Source organism: Roseomonas mucosa ATCC BAA-692 (assembly GCF_000622225.1).
GTDB lineage: Bacteria > Pseudomonadota > Alphaproteobacteria > Acetobacterales > Acetobacteraceae > Roseomonas > Roseomonas mucosa.
In genome coordinates, this window is record NZ_JHWD01000002.1 from 1 (window position 1) to 18,244 (window position 18,244).

Here is an 18,244-nt window from a genome sequence, read left to right on the forward strand (position 1 = left end):
CCATGGGCGTGCTGAAGGTACATCAGCCCGGCGACCAGGCGAGGATGGGTGGCCGGCCGTCCCTCAGCGGCGGGGAAGAAGCCGGCCCATTCCCGCTCGAACCAGGACCAGTCGATCAGCGCCGCCAGCCGCACCAGTTCGTGCCGCCCGTCGATCATGTCGACCAGCCGCGGCCGCAGCAGATCAGCCTGTTCCGGCGGGCGCGGGCGGTGCTTCATGCCCACCAGAATCGCAGCGTTTGTCGTCGAAAACAATCGCACTCTGCAAATTCAGAGCGCCCGATCCAGCAAACATTTCAGATAAATCAGTGAACTATGAGATGTTCAAGACCGACTAACGACCATGCCGCGATAAGTCGGAATGGGCTTGCCCATGCTCGGCACGGTCACGAACTCGATATTATCGTTCTTGAGCGCGCGAGTATAAACACGGCTATGCATGAAGATGGCCGAAAGGCTGTCCATCGCATCGCCAAGCGTCGCAGCGGCATCAATCACCGCCGAAGCATTGAAGTTCGCCGCCTCGGCAGTCATGGCCGAAATATCAACGATCATGTCCGACGCATCATTGTTCAGGTTATCCGCAAGGATGCCCTGTAGCGTCGCCACAACCCGCCGCTGTAGCTGCCGCGACCAATAATCCGTCACCCGGCCCTTTAGCGCGGCCAGCGGATCGCTTCCGGCAAGCTCACCGGCAAACTGCATCGAAGACCAAGACTGATGCAGGAAAGACTTGCGAACACGCTGCTTGAACGCCGTGATCTTCTGCGGAGTAGAGAAAACTTCCGGATCATCGCTCGAACGATCCGCTTCCGCGTTGCCAAGATCATTCCAAGCGGGAACATTGAAAGTCTCGCCACCGCGCTTTAGCTGCGCGTCAATGGCAGAGTTACGAACGATGGCACCGGAGCTAAGAAGCGCCGTCTTTTCCATCGTGTTCTGAACAGTGTAGGAAGTGAAGGTTTCCGGGACGACAACGTCCGAAAGGCGCGTAACGGCCATAATGAATTTCCGATCAATGGATTTGGATTGATCGGGCTAAATCGTCACAAACGATTTCGTGCCAGGATCGCTACTGCGATCAGGATCAAGGTTGGAACTAGCGTCGCTACTGCTTCGCGATTTCCAACCTCACGGCCCCAATCATGGCGGCGGTTCGAGGCCAGGGCAAGGGCTTATCGAGGCGGCAGCAGGGGGCGTTGCCCCCTGGATGGGTTGGCTTGGGCCGAGCCTCTAGGCTTGGCGTAGGCGGCTTTTCGAGGGTTTGGGCTATAGGGGTAGCGGACGGGTGCCTAGAGGCCAAAACTGGCGCAGGGAATTGGCGGATTTCGGGGTGCATGATATTCGTTTTAATCCAGTAAGATCGTAATTTAGCTTTTTTCCGCATCATTTCTAAACCTTCGTAAGTTTTGAAGGATGTCTTGTCCATCTAGCTTGCCTTCGTCCAAATCAAACAAATAATCGAATTCATTGGAAGTCGTATAAATTTGTTTGTCAGCACGAGAAATCACTTTTCCGTTTACAGCGGCAACGTAAGTGCTACCTACATTCACAACTTTGTCCTTCACATCGAACCCACCTAACAATGCAATTCGAGGTGAAATTGGAAATACAACTTCCGTATTCTGCGATGCGTATCCGGGCGGCCTAATGCCTCCTACATACCTTCCATCTGACCAATTCAAAACTACCGGATGATCTGATGTAATGAAATTTCCAGCCTCCTGTTTTGCGACGAGAACCCACCAATTTCGTGCGTGGATGTAGGGGGCCGTCGCCATATACGTATCCAACTCCAAACGAACACTATCGGTGCTCGTCATTTTCAATTCAAATGAACCGTTATTAATACCGGCAAGAAAACTCTGATAAGTAGGATAGTTCTTTTTCTTAAGACTAGATCCCCCTATTATTTTTTCCAATATACCCCAATAACTCCCCTCATCCCTTACACTCATGCGAAGAATTTTGTCTAAAAGCTCATTTTGGAATTCGTTCATCATTCGCCGCCCGCGAGGGTTTTTAACGGCCAACACCGAAATGAAATCCAGAATTGTGACCTTATCACTGTTTGTATTTATAGCCTTGTCTTTTAATATTCTCTCTAATGCTTCACTGACTTTCTGCTCGAAAGACGAAAAATCGTTCTCAAAACTATCTGACCTCATTCCAGGCAAATCAATTGAATTAAAGTCACGTTCTACAGCTATATTCTTGGGATGAGAGGAAAATTTTTGCCTGCGAGCCAAATCAATTACCGTTATCTTGGGCTTACGTCTATTGGTTGCAAAATTTTTCAAATAGCATTGTGGAACGTAGTGATGATTTCTTGATATCGGTCGCACAAGGTTAATCCTAAATCGCTAACATCGTGGAGCTTATACACCACAGGTTTTGTCTTAGCGTATGCCTGCGCTCATGCTCACCCATCCCCAGAGACAACCAACGCCCTGTCACTCAATCCCCCCTACTATATAGGGGGGATTTGAGTGACAGAGGGTGCGTCACTGAGAGACGAAGACAGAGACAGGGAGTGACATATACAGCAAAATTGGCCGAAATCTGCCGAATTTCGAGTGACAAAGACGAGTGACAGGTAGAGACAGGGGCTGTCACTTGAGGCGAACTTCAGGGCTGATTTCGCGTCTCTTAGAGACGGAGAGACGGCGGCTATCCCAGGGCGCTTGAAGCTTCGGAAAAGGCTCGCGACGCCCCTGCACCCTCAAGCTAAAAAGAATGTATGCGAACTATTTGAATGCTGATGATTAGTATCGTACCTATTTTCTCGCACGCTTAGGTTGAGGGATTGCAACCAAACCGGGTGGCAACGCCACCCGCTGCCGCCCTAACCTAAGCCCATTTTTCGAAGAGTTGGACGGCTGCCGCGAACTGCTATCGCGCTAACTACCAGTCCGAATTATCGCTAACGATCCCCTCGCTGGCGCTACCTATCTGTTACCTAGGGAGGTAGCTGCTACCTGGGATCAACCGCTAAGTTATTGAAATCGTGGTGGGCGCGACAGGGATTGAACCTGTGACCTTCCCCGTGTCAGGGGGACGCTCTCCCGCTGAGCTACGCGCCCGCTCGCGGTGTGGCGCCCCTGTATCGCGGCCCGATGGGTTTAGCAAGATGCCGCGCGTGACGTTCCGCATCGCGGCATGTAAGAAAGTCAGGATGGATCTGCCGCCGCCTGAGAATGTCGCGCCGCTGACCGAGCCGCCCTTCATTCTCTCGCGGCCCGGGCACCAGGCCATTCCGCTGGTCTTCGCCTCGCCGCATTCGGGGCGGAGCTATCCGGCCGACCTGCTGCGCAGCACGCGGCTGGACCCGCTGACGCTGCGGCGGTCCGAGGACAGCTTCGTGGACCAGATCTTCGCGGCGGCCCCGGATTTCGGCGCGCCGCTCCTCGCCGCCACCTTTCCCCGGGTCTATTGCGACGCGAATCGCGAGCCCTGGGAGCTGGACCCCGGCATGTTCGACGAGCCCCTGCCGGAATGGGTGAACACGGCCTCCCCCCGGGTCGGGGCCGGGCTGGGCACCATCGCCCGCGTCACCGGCACGGGGGAGAACGTCTATGACCGCCGCCTCCGCTTCACCGAGGCGATGGACCGGGTGCAGAACCTGTGGGAGCCCTATCACGGCGCCCTGGCCTCGCTGATCGAGGAGACGCGGCACCGCTTCGGCTTCTGCCTGCTGATCGACTGCCATTCCATGCCCTCCAGCGTTCCCGCCGCGGGGCGCACGGACATGATCCTGGGCGATGCGCATGGCACCGCCTGCTCTCCCCGCGCGACGCGGGCGGTGGAGGATGGGCTGCTGTCGCTGGGCTACCGGGTCCGGCGCAACGATCCCTATGCCGGCGGCTATGTGACCCGCCATTATGGCCGGCCGCGCCAGCACGTGCATGCGCTGCAGATCGAGATCTCGCGCGGCCTGTACATGGATGAGCGGCGGATCACGCCCCTGCCCGCCATGGAGACGCTGCGGCAGCGGATGACGACGCTGCTGCAAAGGCTTTCGGAGACGGACTGGAGCTTCCTGGGCCGCTGATCCCGGCCGGATCGCGCCGGGCAGCGGGCAAAAAGAAAGGCGGTGCCCGAAAGCACCGCCGAGTTTAGGGAGGAAACGTCCAAGAAAGGCAAACAACCCGGGATCACCGTGTTGCTGCAAGACGAAAGCTAGCCTCCCAAACACCTGTTCGCAAGCGTTTTTGCGCGCCGCAGCATGAATTGTGGTCAGACCAGCCTCCCGCGGCGCACAAGGCAGGATCGTTGACCTATTCCGGCCGCCCGGCGGAGCCTGGGAATGCTGGCATGGGCCTCGCTTCTGGATGGCCATGCTCCGCTGCCTGACCCTCCTCCTGATCCTTCTCGCCAGCATAGCGGGCGCCAGGGCCCAGACCTCCGCCCCATCCCCCTCCACCCTCTGCCGGGCCGCGATCGCCGCGGCAGAGCGGGAATACGGCCTTCCGGCGGGGCTCCTGGCCGCCATCGGGCGGGTGGAATCGGGGCGGCGGGACCCGGAGACCGGCGAGCGCGGCCCCTGGCCCTGGACGATGAATGCGGAGGGACGCGGCAAGTTCTTCCGCACCAAGGCGGAAGCGGTTGCCGAGGTGCGGCAGCTTCGGGCCGATGGGATGAGGCTGATCGACGTGGGCTGCATGCAGATCAACCTGCACCACCATCCCAACGCCTTCGCCAGCCTGGAGGAAGCCTTCGACCCGCTGTCCAATGCCCGCTATGCCGCGCGGTTCCTGAAGGATCTGAATGCCACGCGCGGCGACTGGATGCGCTCGGCGGCGAACTACCACAGCAACACGCCGGAACGCGCGGCCGCCTATCTCGCGGCGGTGGAGGCGCAACTGCCGGAGGCGCGGCGCGAGGCGGGGCTGGCCCCGAGCTGGAATCCGGGCTGGAATCCGGCGGGGCGGGCGCCCGGCGGCGCGGCGACGCGCCTCACGATGGGCCAGCCGGTGGGGGGCCACCCGGTGGGGGGCCAGCCGGTGGGGCGCGGGCTACCCTTCGGCGGCGTGCCCTATGCCGGGGCGCCGGCGGTGGTGAACCGCATGCCCGTCGCCGGGGCGGCGCTGGGCGGCATGGCAGGCGGGACTCCGGGCGGAACTTCCAGCGGCCGCGGGCTGGCGGCCTACCGCGCCGTCCCGATCCCGCTGGCCACCCGCACGCCTGTGGCGGGCCGGGGCTGAGCCCGCCCAGGCACCGGCACCGGCACCGGCATCAGACCACGAGGTCGAGCGGCGCCACCGGCTCGCCATGCTCGACGCTGGCGATGTTGCGGTACATGCGGGTGACGGTGGCGGCGAAGTTGTCGCGTGCGGCGGCGCCGATATGCGGCGTGACGATCACGTTCTCCATGTGCAGCAGCGGATGGTCCGCCGGCACCGGCTCGGTCTCGAAGACATCGACGCAGGCGGCCTGGATCTCGCCGGCGCGCAGGGCTTCGACCAGATCGGATTCCACCACCACGCCGCCGCGGGCGACGTTGACCAGCACGGCGGTCTTCTTCATCGCCCGGAACTGCGGCGCGGCGAAGAGGCCGCGCGTCTGCGGCGTCAGCGCACAGTGCAGCGAGATGACGTCGGATTCCGCGAGCAGCGTCTCGAGGGGCACGTGCTCCACGCCGAGCTCCGCCTCCTCCGCCGGATCGAGCCGGTTCGGCTTGCTGTACAGGACGCGGCAGGAGAAGCCGCGCAGGAGCCGCGCCAGGCTCTTGCCGATATAGCCCAGCCCGACGATGCCGACGGTCTTGCCGCTGAGCATGAAGCAGTGCTGCCCGACGGCGCCCTTGAGCCATTCGCCGCGCTCCAGCCCCTTGTGCCCCGGCAGGATGCCGCGCGCCGTGGCCATCATCATCGCCAGCGCCGTCTCGGCCACCGGCACGGCGTTGCTGCCGGTGGTGCGCATGATGCGGATGCCCAGCTCGCGCGCCGTACCGAGGTCGAAGTTGTCGATGCCGACACCCCATTTGTGGACGCCCCGGAGCTGCTTCGCGCCGCGCATCATCGCGCCGGTCACCGGCACGTCGCCGGAGATGGCGTAGTCGGCCTCGGCGATCGCGGCGGCCTGGGTGGCCTCGTCCCGCGCGGTGGTGGTGAAGATCGAGAAGCCGGGCGGCAGGAGCCCGTTCAGCGCCTCCATGCGCTGCGGGCTCAGAGGGTCGAGGAAAACGATTCGGGCGACCATCGGCAAGGCTCCTGCTCGGGCGGGGATGCCGGCATTATGCGGCACATCGCCACAGCCGCCAGGGCTCCGCCGGGTCAGCCGCGCCCGGGCCCGTGCAGTGCGCGCACCATCTCCACCGCGAAGCGCGCGATGTTGCGGCGGAGCTCCTCCTCTTCCTTGGGCTTCGGCTCGGTGATCAGGTGCAGCTTCAGCATGCGGCCGGCCACGCCGCTCATGCACAGGGTCTGCTCCTGCGGCTTCTTGCCGGCCATCAGGTCGAAGGCCTCGCAGGAGATCACGGGCGTGCCGCCTCCCACGCCCAGATCGGCATGGCGCTGGGCCAGCAGCCGGACGCCACCCTCGCCGCGCTGCAACTCGGTGCGCAGATAGGCGGCCTCGCTGGCCAGTTCCGCCGCCAGCACGGCGGAGAAGGGCCCGTCCGGCACCGTTTCCGTGGGCTTGCCGTAGAGATAGACGGTGGCGCGGCCGGAAGGCCCCGCATAGCGGGCGATCAGCCCTTCCACCCCTTCCGGACTGGGGGAAGGCTGTTCCACCTCCTTGCGGCGGAAGCCGCCCGCCTCGCCCGGCAGCGCGTTCCAGAGCGCGGCCAGGGAAGGCTTGGCAGGCACGGCGGGGGGCCGGGCGGAAGGGTCCGGCGCCCCGGCCGGCGCGGCATCGCCGGGACGGGCCGCGGGCGTATCCGGCGCCGGGGCTGGGGTCGGGGCCGCCAGGGCGAAAGCCGGGACGGACAGGCAGAGAACCCCCGTCAGCGCCCGCGACCAGCCAAGCATGGAAACCTCCGTTACCCTTGTCATCGGGCGCGGAGGTCGCATGAGGAGTGGAACAGCACAACCGGCTGCCGGGTGTCGTGCTGTAACAGGGTCTCCCCTGTCCTGGCCCGGGGCGCGGTCGCCCTGCGCGCCATTTCGGCTGGCGAGGGCCGTCCGGCCAGCGGGTCTCAGGCCGCCTTGCGCGGCGCCGCCTGTTCCACCGCCCGCACCACGGCATCACAGAAGGCCGGCAGGTCCTTGGGATTGCGGGAGGTGATGAAGTTGCCGTCCACCACGCAGGTCTCGTCCACCCATTCCGCCCCGGCGTTGCGGAGGTCGGTCTTCAGCGAGGGGTAGGAGGTCATCTTCCGTCCCTTCACCGCCCCGGCTTCCACCAACATCCAGGGGCCGTGGCAGATCGCCGCCACCGGCTTGCCGGAATGCGCGAAGCCCTTCACGAAAGCCACCGCCGACTCATCCTGGCGCAGCTTGTCGGGGTTGGTGGTGCCGCCGGGCAGGACCAGCACGTCGAACGCCTCGGGCTTCGCCGCCGAAACCTCCAGGTCCACCCTGATCTTCTCGGAGGGCTTCACGTCCTCGTCCATGGCCTGGATCTCGCCGGACTTCAGGGACAGCACCACGACCTCGGCCCCGGCGTCGCGGAGCGCCTTCATCGGCTCCGTCAGCTCCACCCGCTCGACGCCGTCCGTCGCCAGGATGGCCACCTTGCGGTTCTTCGCGTCTGCCATGGGAATACTCCTCGTCATTCCGTTGAACCGGGGGGGTGCACGGCATGTTGAGCGCCACGCTCCGCCTGGCCGGAAAAACGAACGGCAGGGCCAAGGGTTGTGCCCCCGGCCATGCCCGATCCCCATGTCCGATCCCCAGCCTGGCCTCAGCCGGTGCGGGCCCGCAGCGCCTGGACGCCCTTCTGCCAGGCGGCCCAGGCCGCGTCCGCCGCCTGTCCGGTACGCTCGGCCTCCTGCGAGGCGCGGTTCAGCTGGGCCCGCGCCTGTTCCCGGGCCTGGCCGCTGCGGTCTTCCGCCGCGGCGCGGGCGCGGACCAGGGCGGCATCGGCCAGCCCGGCCTCCCGCGCCGCCGCCTGGAACACGCCCAGCAGGCGGCGCTGTTCCGCCAGGGCCTCCACCAGCCCGGCGAGCTCCGCCCGGCCGCCGGCGGCCTCGGGCAGGTCGGCCAGCACCTCGCGCAGGCGCTCCAGCGCCCCCGGCCCGTTCAGCGGTCCGCCGGGCAGGCGCGAGAGGTCGGCGTTCAGGTCCAGGCCGCGCCAGGGCAGCAGCGCGGGGTCGCCGAGGCCGGGGTCCCAGAGCGGGATGGGCTGGTGCCCGGGCTGGCGGAAGGCGAGGCGCAGGGTGGCCGCGTTTCCGTCCAGCACCGTCTCGTGGCGCAGGCTGTCGCCACCCACCGGGGCGGCCTCGAAGACCGGCTCCATTTCCGGCCGCCGCTTCAGGTCGATCAGCATCCGGCCCTTCGCGCCATGCGGGTCGATGGCGAAGGCCACTTCCTCGATCCGGTCGAAGTCACGGATCACCCGGTTGCGCTCGAAGCGGATGCCGGTGGAACGCTCGGTCCGGCTGATGCGGCTGGAGAGCTGCACGTCGCGGTCGCGCCCGAAGGCGATCACCCGGCTTTCCCCCGGCGGCAGGGTGGCGAGCTGGGCATCGCCGAGGAAGCTGCCCGCCTCCGGACCGGTCGCGCCATAGACCGTGGCCAGCCCGGCCGGCAGGGTGCGGCCGGTGTCGTTGCGCAGGCGCAGCGCCGCCAGCGGGAAGCGGGCACCGGCGTCCTGCACCCACCAGACCCGTTCCGCCGGGATTCCCGCATCCAGGAAGGGGATGTTCGCCGTTTCCCCGCCGCGCAGGCTGAGCGGCTCCGGCAGGGTGAAGGCGATCCGGCCCGGGGCGAGCTCCGCCGTGGCCTCGGCCGCGGGAGGCGCCATGGAGGCGGGCGCCGCGGCCTCGGCGGCATCGGCCCCCATGCGATAGGCCGGGCGCGCGGCCAGGGAGCCGATCGCGGCCCCGGCTGGGGGTGCCGGCGGCGCGGGCGGGGCCGGGCGGGCGCCGGTATCGGGGTCCACCAGCACCGGCGCGGCATGCGCCACGGGGATCTCCGGCCGCTCCACCAGGATGGGGTCGTAGAGGTTCTGGCGATAGGACGCGGCCTCTCCCGAGAGCAGGGTCAGCCTCACCCCCTCCCAGTCGGCGCCGGAAAGGTTCTCCACCACCGCCCAGCCCTGCAGCCGGGCCTTCGCGGCATCGCCGGCGGTCCCGGCGGCCGGCGCCTCGATGCGCCAGGAGGGCTTCCAGAGCGGCGCCCCGGCGACATAGCGCAGCGTCACCTCCCGCGCCCGGTCGGCCTGGAGCGCGATCTCGACCTGCCGCTCCTGCCCTGTCCCCGCCGCGGCCAGGGCCTCGGCGGCGCGGCGGATGCGGGCGGCCAGGGCGGTGTCGCGCAGCGTGACCTCCACCCCCTCCCCGACCGTGGCGCCGGCGATGCCCTTCTCCGTCACCAGGGAGACGTGCAGGCCCTTTTCGTCCTCGCTCGCCCCGGCGAGGCGGCCGGCGAGCTCGCCCACCGTGACCTCCTGCCCGCGCAGGGCGTTCAGCAGCGCCGCGCGCCCGGCGAAATCCTCAGGCCGCAGCGGCAGGCCGCGCAGCGCCGCCTCCGCCAGGTCGCGCGCCGGCAGGCGGATGCCCAGGACGCGCCCGGCCGGGTCGGAGACGGCGAGGCTCTTGAGCAGGTCGTCGACGGAATCGACCGGGACGCGGAAGGAAACCCCCTCCCCGGCCTCCAGCCGCCCGGTGCGCTCGTATTGCGCGATCCCGGCGGAGGACAGCGTCACGGCGCGGACCGGCAGTTCCGCCGCCCCGGCACGTCCCGCCGCCGCCAGGGCGAGCAGCGAGCAGGACAGGAGCAGCGGCAGTTTCCGTGGCATGGGCGGCCTTCCTCGAAAGTCACTTTCGGGGAGGCTTAGACGTCATCCCCCGGGCCGCACAGACTTGAAGAATGGCGCCGCGCTTCCCTGGCACAGACTTGAAGGACGGCGCCGCGCCTTTCGCCGTGTCAGAGATGCGGGCCGGGGCGCGACGGCAGGTGCAGCAGGCGGGCCGCCAGGTCCGCGAAGCGCGAATCCCGGGCCGAGGCCTCCTTCAGGCGGGCCAGCAGCAGGTTGCGGAAGGCCGGCTCGAAGCGGGCCGAGACCTCGGCCAGCCGTGCCCGCATGAAGCGGGCGCGCAGCATCGCCTGGTCTTCCAGCAGCCGGGACCGGGCGGCGGCGGCCGGCGGAAGTTTCGCTGGGCTCCTCATGGCGCTTTCCTGCCGGGCGGCGCGGCCGGGGGCAAGGGGGGCTGCCAACTCCCGGCCCCCGTCCGAGCCTCAGGGCGCCGCGAGGGCAGGGCGCCGGCCGAGCCGCCAGCCGAGCAGCGCCGCCGCCAGCAGCAGCAGGGCGGCGATCAGGAAGGACAGGCCGGGCCAGGGCAGTGCCGAGCCTTCTTCCACCGTGGCGGCGTAGATGCCCCCGAAGAAGAGCGGCGCCACGATCCCGGCGATGCTGACCACGCTCATCACCGCGCCCTGGAGCTGCCCCTGCTGCGACTCCGAGACCTGCCGGGTCATCAGCGATTGCAGGGTCGGCATGGCCAGGGCCCAGAAGGCGTTGGGCAGCAGGGTCAGGGCGAAGAGCGTGCCCGTGGGGGCGAGCCCCATGCCCGCCACGCCCACCGTGCCGCAGAACAGGCCGATCACCATGGTCCTGTGGTCGCCGAGGCGGCGGACCACCGGCCCCACCACCAGCCCCTGCACCACCATGTCCAGCGCGCCGACCGCGGCCAGCAGCAGCCCGACCTGCCAGGGACCCCAGCCGTAGCGTTCCCCGGCATAGAGCACGAAGACCGCCAGGAAGACGGTGTGCCCGAAATGCAGGAGGAAGGTGACGCAGGCGAGGCCCGTGAGCTCCGCCTTCGAGCGCAGCAGGCGCAGCGCCCCGAAGGGGTTGGCGCGGCGCCAGGAGAAGGCCATGCGCCGCTCCGGCGGCAGGGATTCCGGCAGGACCAGCAGGCCGTAGAGGAAGGCGACGCCGCTCAGGCCCCCCGCCACCCAGAAGGGCATGCGCGGCGAGATGTCGCCCAGCACCCCGCCCAGCAGCGGCCCGGCGACGAAGCCGGCGCTGAAGGCGCTGCCGATCAGGCCATAGGCGCGGGCCCGCCCTTCCGGCGCGGTGACGTCGGCCATGTAGGCATAGACGGTGGTGAAGCTGGCCGAGGTGACCCCCGCGATGAGCCGGCCGAGCGCCAGCCACCAGAGGCTGGGCGCCAGGGCCATCAGCACGTAGTCCGCCGCCAGCCCGGCCGCCGAGACCAGGATGGTGGGCCGCCGCCCGTAGCGGTCGGAGAGCGAGCCGATCAGCGGCGAGGCCAGGAACTGCATCCCCGCCCAGAGCGTGACGAAGAGCCCGTTGACGATCCCGGCCCGGGCATTGGAGCCGGAGAACTCCTCGATCAGCACCGGCAGGACGGGGATGACGATGCCCATCGCCATGATGTCGAGCATGGCGGTGACGAGAATGAAGCCGGTCGCGGCCTTGCGGCGCCCGGCGGAGAGAGTGACCTGCATGGCATGTCCTGTATGGCCGCCGGCGCATGGCGGCGCGGGCGACGACCCTGGCGGGAAAGGTCGGAGCCGGCCGGCCCGGGCCGGATTCGGCGCGGGCGGGACCGGCGGGGACTGGTCAGGCGGAGGGCCTGATCCGGCGGAAAGGATTCATCGGGGATGACCGGGAAGGGATCATGCGGGGCGGCGATGCCGTGATCGGCATGGCCGGGGGAGCTGCCGAAGCGCTCCGATCAGCGGGTTTCCGCGATCTCCGACATGAACCGTTCCTCCTGAGGCCGCGGCGGGACCGTCGCGGCGGGGCGATGCCTAGGACGGCGTGGGAAGGCCTGTCAACGGAAAGATCGGTGGCGGCCCGCCATGGGTCAGAGCGTGCCGGGCTCCGCCGCCGGGCGCGCGGCCGGCACGGGCGCGGCGCCCAGGGCGGGCAGGACCGCCTCGGCCAGCAGCGCGTGCAGGGCCCCGGTATGGGCCCTGTCGCGCGGCCCGCTGGATTCCGAGGTCATCACCACGGTCGCGGCGAGTTCCGGCAGCACGAAGAGAAACTGGCCGCCATAGCCCCAGGCGAAGAGGTTGCGCGACGGACCGGCCTGCCCGATCCACCAGCCGAGGCCGTAGAGCTGGCCGCTCCAGGGCGAACGGGTGCGGGGTGTCCAGGAATCCGCGATCCATTCTGCCGGCAGCACGCGCCGCCCCTGCCACTGGCCGTCCAGCCGCAGCATCTCCCCGATCCGCAGCAGCGCGCGTGGCGAGAGGAGCATGTCGTTGCCGCCGAAATAGATGCCCTGCGGATCGCGTGGCCAGGGCGGGATGGCGATGTCCAGCGGCCCGCCCAGCCAGTCCCGCGCGAGGTCGAGCGTGGAACGTCCCGAGGCGCGGGTGAGGACCGCCGAGAGCAGATGCGTGTCGCCGGTGGAATAGCGCATCGCTCCGCCCGGCTCTTCCTCGAAGGGGCGCGAGAGGATGTGGCGCACCCAGTTCCGGCTGCTGGCGAAGGCGCCGTAATTCTCGCCCGAGGTGCGCTCCAGCCCCGCGCGCATGGAGAGCAGGTGCTCCAAGGTGATGTCGCGCACGCGCGGATCGGCCTCCGCCGGCACGAGGCCGCCGAGCACCGGCGCCACCGGCTGGTCCAGCCCGCGCAGCACGCCGCGCGCGAGGGCGGCGCCGACCAGCAGCGACAGGACCGACTTGGAGACGGATTTCACGTTCACCGGACGGTCCGGGCCGGGTCCGCGGAGGCCTTCCTCCAGCAGGGTCCGGCCTTCCTGCGCCACGATCAGCGTGTGCAGCTTCGGCACGGCGCCCGCGGCCTGGCGCAGCGCCTCCAGGGCGGCGGCAGGGCGCGGGGCCAGACCTTGGGCCAGGCCCGGACGCGGCAGGAAGGGCGCCAAGCCGAGCGCCAGCGGGACGCTCAGGAGCGGCGGCCCCAGCATGGCGCGTCGCGACAGGAGGATCGGCATGGGCGTGACGTGGTCCCGGCATGATGAAGGTCAATGGCCCCGCTGGGAGGGGCCGGCCCCTTGCCCCGATCTCCCGGCGCGTGCTTTCTGTGCCGCCAGAAGCGGCGAAGCCGCCATGCCAGTCCCGGGCCCGATCCATTCCTGCGGTGGAGCTTCCCGAACCATGTACCGACGCACCCTGCTGGCCGGGGCCGCGGCCGCCGTTGTCATGCCGCGCCCGTCGCTGGCGCAATCCGCCGGCTCCCGTGTCCTGACCTACGTGCCGCAGGCGGATCTGACGGTGATCGATCCGGTGGTGACCACCGCCTATATCACCCGCACGCATGGGCTGATGATCTGGGACCAGCTCTACGGCCTGGATTCGCAGCTCCGGCCCCAGCCGCAGATGGTCGAGGGCCACACCGTCGGGAACGATGGCAAGCTCTGGACCTTCCGCCTGCGCGAGGGGCTGAAGTTCCATGACGGCGAGCCGGTGCGCGGGCGCGACTGCATCGCCTCGATCCGCCGCTGGGCGCAGCGGGATTCGCTGGGCGGCGCGCTGATGGCCCGCACCGAGGAGATGAGCGCGCCCGACGACCGCAGCTTCGTGATCCGCCTCAAGCGTCCCTTCGGCGCGATGCTGGACACGCTGGCCAAGGTCGGCCCGCCCGCGCTGCTGATCATGCCCGAGCGCCTGGCGCAGACGGACCCGGCGGTGCAGATCAAGGAGGTGATCGGCTCCGGCCCCTTCCGCTGGAAGGCCGACGAGCGCGTGGTCGGCGCCCGCGTGGTCTATGAGAAGAACAAGGACTACGTGCCGCGCGGGGACGGCACGGTGGAATGGGGCGCCGGGCCGAAGATCGTGAACTTCGACCGCGTCGAGTGGAACGTGATGCCCGACCCCGGCACCGCCACCGCCGCGCTGCAGAACGCCGAGGTGGACTGGTGGGAGAACCCGCCGAACGACCTGCTGCCGATCCTGGAGGGCAATCGCGGCATCCGGACGGAGGTCGCCACGCCGCTTGGCACGCTGGGCACCGGCTGCTTCAACCATCTCTTCCCGCCCTTCGACAAGGCAGCGGTCCGCCGCGTCGTCCTGCGCGCCATGTCGCAGGAGGATTTCATGACCGCCGCCGCGGGCACCGACACGTCGCTGTGGAAGGCGGGGATCGGCATCTTCACTCCGGGCTCGCCGATGGCCAACGACACCGACCTGTCGGTGATCACCGGCAAGCGGGACATGGCGGCGCTGAAGCGCGAGCTGGCCGAGGCGGGCTACAAGGGCGAGCGCGTGGTGCTGATGGCGCCGAGCGACAACCCCGTCCTCGCCGCGCTGGGCGAGGTCTGCAACGACCTGCTGCGCCGCCTCGGGATGAATGTGGACTATGTCGTTTCCGACTGGGGCACGCTGGTGCAGCGCCGTGCCAGCAAGGATTCCCCCGAGAAGGGCGGCTGGAGCATGTTCAACACCACCTGGGCCGGACTCGACATGGTGAACCCGGTGGTGACGCAGGTGCTCCGCTGCGGCGGCAGCAGGAGCGGCTTCTTCGGCTGGCCGGACATCCCGGAGATCGAGCGGCTGAAGGAGGCCTGGCTCGACGCGCCGGACCTGGAGACCCAGAAGAGGATCGCGGGCGACATCCAGCGCGTGGCCTTCCAGGAGGTGCCGTTCCTGCCCACCGGCCAGTATCTCTACAAGACCGCCTATCGCAGCAATCTCCGCGACGTGCCGAAGGGGCTCTTCGTCTTCTGGGGCATCAAGCGCGCCTGAAACCGGAAAAGACACGATGACCGCGTTCGAGAGAATCAAGGCCTACCAGCCCGAGCTGGAGGCAATTCGCCATGACCTGCACATGCATCCCGAGCTGGGGCTGGAGGAGCACCGCACCGCCGACATCGTGGCGCGGAAGCTGGAGGAATGGGGGATCGAGGTGCATCGCGGCGTCGGCGTGACCGGCGTCGTCGGCGTGCTGCGTTCCGGCAACGGCGCGCAGTCGATCGGCCTGCGCGCCGACATGGACGCGCTGCCGATGCAGGAGATGACGGACCTGCCCTATGCCTCCACCGTGCCGGGGAAGATGCATGCCTGCGGCCATGACGGGCATACCACGATGCTGCTGGGCGCGGCGCGGTATCTGGCCGAGACGCGGAACTTCAACGGCACGGTGAACTTCATCTTCCAGCCGGGCGAGGAAGGCTGCGGCGGCGCGCTGGCGATGCTGGAGGACAAGCTGTTCGAGCGTTTCCCCTGCGACCGCATCTTCGGCATGCACAACCACACCGGCATGGCGGTCGGCACCTTCGCGGTGCGCAACGGCCCGGCCATGGCGGGCGGCGCCTTCTTCGACATCACCATCGGCGGCAAGGGCTCGCATGGCGCGCGGCCGGAGGGCAGCATCGACCCGGTGCTGACGGCCTGCCACATCGCGACCGCGCTGCAGTCCATTGTCTCGCGCAACCTATCGCCGCGCGAGCAGGCGGTGGTGAGCGTGACCAAGGTGCAGGGGGGCGACGCCTACAACGTCATCCCGCAGACCGCCACGATCTCCGGCACGGCGCGCTTCTTCTCGCGCGAGGTGGGCCAGCAGATCGAGGAGGCGATGCGCCGGCTGTCCGACGGCATCGCCACAGGCTTCGGCGCCACGGCGAGCGTGGAGTGGCGGCTGATCTTCGCCCCCACGGTCAACACGGCGGAGCATGTGGACAGCGTGATCGCGGCCGCGAAGGACCTGGTCGGCGAGGAGAAGCTGACCGTGGGCAAGCCGCCGGTGATGGGGTCGGAGGACTTCTCCTTCATGCTGGAGAAGGTGCCGGGCGCCTATCTGAACGTGGGCAACGGCGAGGAAGGCTTCTCGCCGCACCACCCGGGCTACAGGTTCGACGACGCCTCGATCCCCTATGGCTCCGCCATGTATGCGCGGCTGGTGGAGATGGGGATGCCGAAGGGCGTGGAGGGCTGAGGCGCGGGCGGGAGGCTCAGCCTTCCGCCGTGCCTTCCGCCTGGCGGTCCAGATGCGCCGCCAGGCCCTCCGGCAGCTTCAGCCGGTGGGCCAGCGCCTCCAGATAGGCGCGTTCCGCCGGCTGGTCCGGGTCCACGGCGAGGCGGGAGGCGAGATAGAGCTCCGCCGCCTGTTCCGGCGTGCTGGCGGAGGCTGCGACCTCCGAGACGCCGGCCGGCGCGGCCAGCGCGTCGAAGACGAAGCCCTTGGCCTCGGCATCCAGCCCGGCCTCATCCACCTTCGCGAAGATCCGACGCTGTTCCTCCGCGTCGATATGCCCGTCCGCCTTGGCGGCGGCGATCATGGCGCGGATGAGCGCCAGTTCGAAGGGCTGGCCGTCCGAGGCCGGCTTCGCGGCGGGGAGGAAGCGCTGCTCCACCCGCTCGGCCTCCTGCGGCGTGGCCAGCGGCGACTGATGGGGCGCCTGCCCCTTCTGCCAGTTCTCGTAGGCCCGGCTGGCCAGGGCACCGAGCAACGCGGCGCCGCCATGGGTGAGCGCGCGGTTCAGCCCGCTCTTCTTCTTTCCGCCGCCGACCAGCAGGCCCAGCAGCCCGCCCGCCGCGCCGCCGGCCGCGAGCCCGCCCTTGCCGGACTGGCCCATCGCCTGCCGCGCGGCATCGGCCAGCCCGCCCAGGGAGCCACCGGTGGAGCCGCCGGTGAAGCCACCGGGCAGGTTCAGGCCGGAACCTCCCGCGGAGGTGCCGCCCGGACTGGTCCAGGGCGAATTTCCGCCCTGCCCCGGCGCCGGCTCAGGGCGGCGTGCCGGCGTGGAGCCCCCGGCCATCTGGCGCAGCGCCCCGGCAGCGGCGCCCTGGCCGAGAAAACGGTCGAGGAGGTTCTTGGCGTCGATCATGCGTCCCATGTCGGGACCGGGCGCGGCCACTGCAAGATGGACGATCCTTCATGTGATCGCCCTGTCCCCGGTGGCGGTGTTCTCAGGCGAAGAAATCCGGCCAGGAGGCCGGTTTCGGCGCCGCGCCGCGCAGGCTGGTCTGGATCTCGGCATTCAGCGCCTGAAGGAAGCGGGAACGCTGCTTCGCGCCGAAGCTCCCGTGTCCTCGCGTTTCCACGCCGAGCTCCCGGAGGTGGCGCGAGACCTCCCGCCCCGCCAGGGCCTGGCCGATATTGTCCTCGTTCCAGACGGTGCCGCCGGGCGCCACCGCCCGCGCCCCTGCCTTCAGGCAGCGGGAGGCCAGCGGGATATCGGCGGTGACGCAGACATCGCCGGGGCGGATATGTTCCGCGATCCAGTCATCGGCGGCATCCGCGCCGGCCTCCACGATCACGCGGCGGATGTCCGGCGATTCCGGCAGCCGCACCCCGCGCGCGCCGTTGGAGACCACATGCGTCACCAGCCCGAGGCGCGCGGCGGTGCGGAAGACCTCGTCGCGCACCGGGCAGGCATCGCCGTCCACGAAGATCTCGGGCCTTTCCGTCATCCTCAGGTGCCCAGCGTCGCGCCGCCATCGAGCCGGACGATGCAGCCGGTGAGATAGGCGGCCTTGTCCGAGGCCAGGAAGGCCGCCATCGGCCCGTACTCGTCCGGCTCGCCCATGCGGCCGGCGGGGATGGTCTTCGCGCGGGCCGCGATCACCTCGTCCAGGCTCTTGCCGCTCTTCTTCGCCGTCGCTTCGGCGGTTTCCGTCGTGCGGGCGGTGCGGAAGGCGCCAGGGGCCAGGATGTTGCAGGTGATCCCCTCCCCCGCCACCTCGGCCGAAAGGGTCTTGCTCCAGCCCGCCAGTGCGGCGCGCAGCGTGTTGGAGATGGCGAGGTTGGCGATCGGCTGCTCGATCCCGATGCTGCCCACCGCGATGATCCGGCCCCAGCGGCGTTCCCGCATCCCGGGCAGGAGGCGGTTGGCGACCTGGATCGGCGAGAGCACGGCCGGGCGGAACCAGGTCTCCAGCATCTCCGGCGTCAGCCCCAGCGCGGTGCCCGGCGGCGGGCCGCCATGGTTCAGGAAGAGGATGTCCACCCCGCCCAGCGCCGCCAGCGCGCCGTCGGCCAGGGCATCCATGTCGGCTGCCTTCGCGACATCGGCGGGGATGCCCACGGCCTTGGGCGCACCCAGGGAGCGCAGCGAATCGCAGGCCTTGTCCAGGCTCGCCTGCTCGCGCCCGGAAATGGCGAGCGCCACGCCCTCCGCCGCCAGGGCCTCCGCCACCGAACGGCCGAGGCCCTTGGAGGCGCCCATCACCAGCGCCCGCTTGCCCCGCAGACCGAGATCCATC

At 68.6% G+C, this 18,244-nt stretch carries 16 protein-coding genes, 1 tRNA gene and 1 pseudogene; 4 read left to right on the plus strand and 14 right to left on the minus strand.

All coding sequences use genetic code 11. The annotated features are described in order from the left end of the window. The 4 genes and pseudogenes from BT98_RS23005 to BT98_RS0102570 form a co-directional block, all read right to left on the minus strand. Window positions 1–218 (minus strand): annotated as a pseudogene (locus BT98_RS23005) (IS5/IS1182 family transposase); the annotation flags it as partial. Between the two features lie 105 nt (window positions 219–323). Then, window positions 324–1,001 carry a hypothetical protein gene (locus BT98_RS23010; protein WP_051544238.1) on the minus strand — a complete coding sequence of 226 codons (678 nt, stop codon included), beginning with the start codon at window positions 999–1,001 and terminating at the stop codon, window positions 324–326. Between the two features lie 368 nt (window positions 1,002–1,369). Further along, entirely contained in the window at window positions 1,370–2,344 is a 975-nt protein-coding gene (locus tag BT98_RS26455) for a DUF4238 domain-containing protein (protein WP_162175644.1), read from the minus strand. Between the two features lie 663 nt (window positions 2,345–3,007). Then, a tRNA-Val gene (locus BT98_RS0102570) sits at window positions 3,008–3,082 on the minus strand. Between the two features lie 92 nt (window positions 3,083–3,174). Here BT98_RS0102570 and BT98_RS0102575 point away from each other — a divergent pair. Both BT98_RS0102575 and BT98_RS25875 read left to right on the plus strand, forming a co-directional pair. Beyond that, on the plus strand, window positions 3,175–4,050 hold the full coding sequence (locus tag BT98_RS0102575; protein WP_027297141.1) for an N-formylglutamate amidohydrolase: 876 nt from the start codon (window positions 3,175–3,177) through the stop codon (window positions 4,048–4,050). Between the two features lie 286 nt (window positions 4,051–4,336). After that, window positions 4,337–5,203 (plus strand): transglycosylase SLT domain-containing protein, encoded by an 867-nt coding sequence (locus BT98_RS25875; RefSeq protein ID WP_162175645.1) that lies wholly within the window; start codon window positions 4,337–4,339, stop codon window positions 5,201–5,203. Between the two features lie 31 nt (window positions 5,204–5,234). On the opposite strand, the gene BT98_RS0102585 is transcribed toward BT98_RS25875, so the two are convergent. The 7 genes from BT98_RS0102585 to BT98_RS0102615 all read right to left on the minus strand — a co-directional run bounded on the left by BT98_RS0102585 (window position 5,235) and on the right by BT98_RS0102615 (window position 13,035). After that, entirely contained in the window at window positions 5,235–6,200 is a 966-nt protein-coding gene (locus tag BT98_RS0102585) for an NAD(P)-dependent oxidoreductase (RefSeq protein ID WP_019460133.1), read from the minus strand. A gap of 74 nt (window positions 6,201–6,274) precedes the next feature. Next, the gene (locus BT98_RS0102590; protein ID WP_019460132.1) at window positions 6,275–6,970 is read right to left on the minus strand and encodes a hypothetical protein; all 696 of its coding nucleotides are present in this window, start codon (window positions 6,968–6,970) and stop codon (window positions 6,275–6,277) included. Window positions 6,971–7,137: 167 nt separating this feature from the next. Continuing rightward, window positions 7,138–7,698, minus strand: coding sequence for a type 1 glutamine amidotransferase domain-containing protein (locus tag BT98_RS0102595; RefSeq protein WP_019460131.1), 561 nt, complete (start codon window positions 7,696–7,698; stop codon window positions 7,138–7,140). A 146-nt stretch (window positions 7,699–7,844) separates the two neighbouring features. Next, on the minus strand, window positions 7,845–9,902 hold the full coding sequence (locus tag BT98_RS0102600) for a hypothetical protein (RefSeq protein ID WP_019460130.1): 2,058 nt from the start codon (window positions 9,900–9,902) through the stop codon (window positions 7,845–7,847). A gap of 128 nt (window positions 9,903–10,030) precedes the next feature. Next, entirely contained in the window at window positions 10,031–10,273 is a 243-nt protein-coding gene (locus tag BT98_RS0102605) for a hypothetical protein (RefSeq protein ID WP_019460129.1), read from the minus strand. A gap of 69 nt (window positions 10,274–10,342) precedes the next feature. Next, window positions 10,343–11,578, minus strand: coding sequence for a TCR/Tet family MFS transporter (locus tag BT98_RS0102610; protein WP_019460128.1), 1,236 nt, complete (start codon window positions 11,576–11,578; stop codon window positions 10,343–10,345). Window positions 11,579–11,940: 362 nt separating this feature from the next. After that, window positions 11,941–13,035, minus strand: coding sequence for a serine hydrolase domain-containing protein (locus BT98_RS0102615; RefSeq protein WP_019460127.1), 1,095 nt, complete (start codon window positions 13,033–13,035; stop codon window positions 11,941–11,943). A 163-nt stretch (window positions 13,036–13,198) separates the two neighbouring features. Here BT98_RS0102615 and BT98_RS0102620 point away from each other — a divergent pair, with 163 nt between their 5' ends. Beyond that, entirely contained in the window at window positions 13,199–14,785 is a 1,587-nt protein-coding gene (locus BT98_RS0102620) for an ABC transporter substrate-binding protein (protein ID WP_019460126.1), read from the plus strand. 16 nt (window positions 14,786–14,801) lie between these two features. Next, entirely contained in the window at window positions 14,802–15,974 is a 1,173-nt protein-coding gene (locus tag BT98_RS0102625) for a M20 aminoacylase family protein (protein WP_019460125.1), read from the plus strand. A 16-nt stretch (window positions 15,975–15,990) separates the two neighbouring features. On the opposite strand, the gene BT98_RS0102630 is transcribed toward BT98_RS0102625, so the two are convergent. The 3 genes from BT98_RS0102630 to BT98_RS0102640 form a co-directional block, all read right to left on the minus strand. Next, on the minus strand, window positions 15,991–16,866 hold the full coding sequence (locus BT98_RS0102630; RefSeq protein ID WP_027297142.1) for a tellurite resistance TerB family protein: 876 nt from the start codon (window positions 16,864–16,866) through the stop codon (window positions 15,991–15,993). Window positions 16,867–16,948: 82 nt separating this feature from the next. Continuing rightward, complete coding sequence (locus tag BT98_RS0102635) at window positions 16,949–17,452, minus strand: YaiI/YqxD family protein (protein WP_019460123.1); 504 nt, start codon at window positions 17,450–17,452, stop codon at window positions 16,949–16,951. Window positions 17,453–17,454: 2 nt separating this feature from the next. Further along, entirely contained in the window at window positions 17,455–18,243 is a 789-nt protein-coding gene (locus tag BT98_RS0102640; protein WP_019460122.1) for an SDR family oxidoreductase, read from the minus strand. Window position 18,244 lies beyond the last annotated feature (1 nt).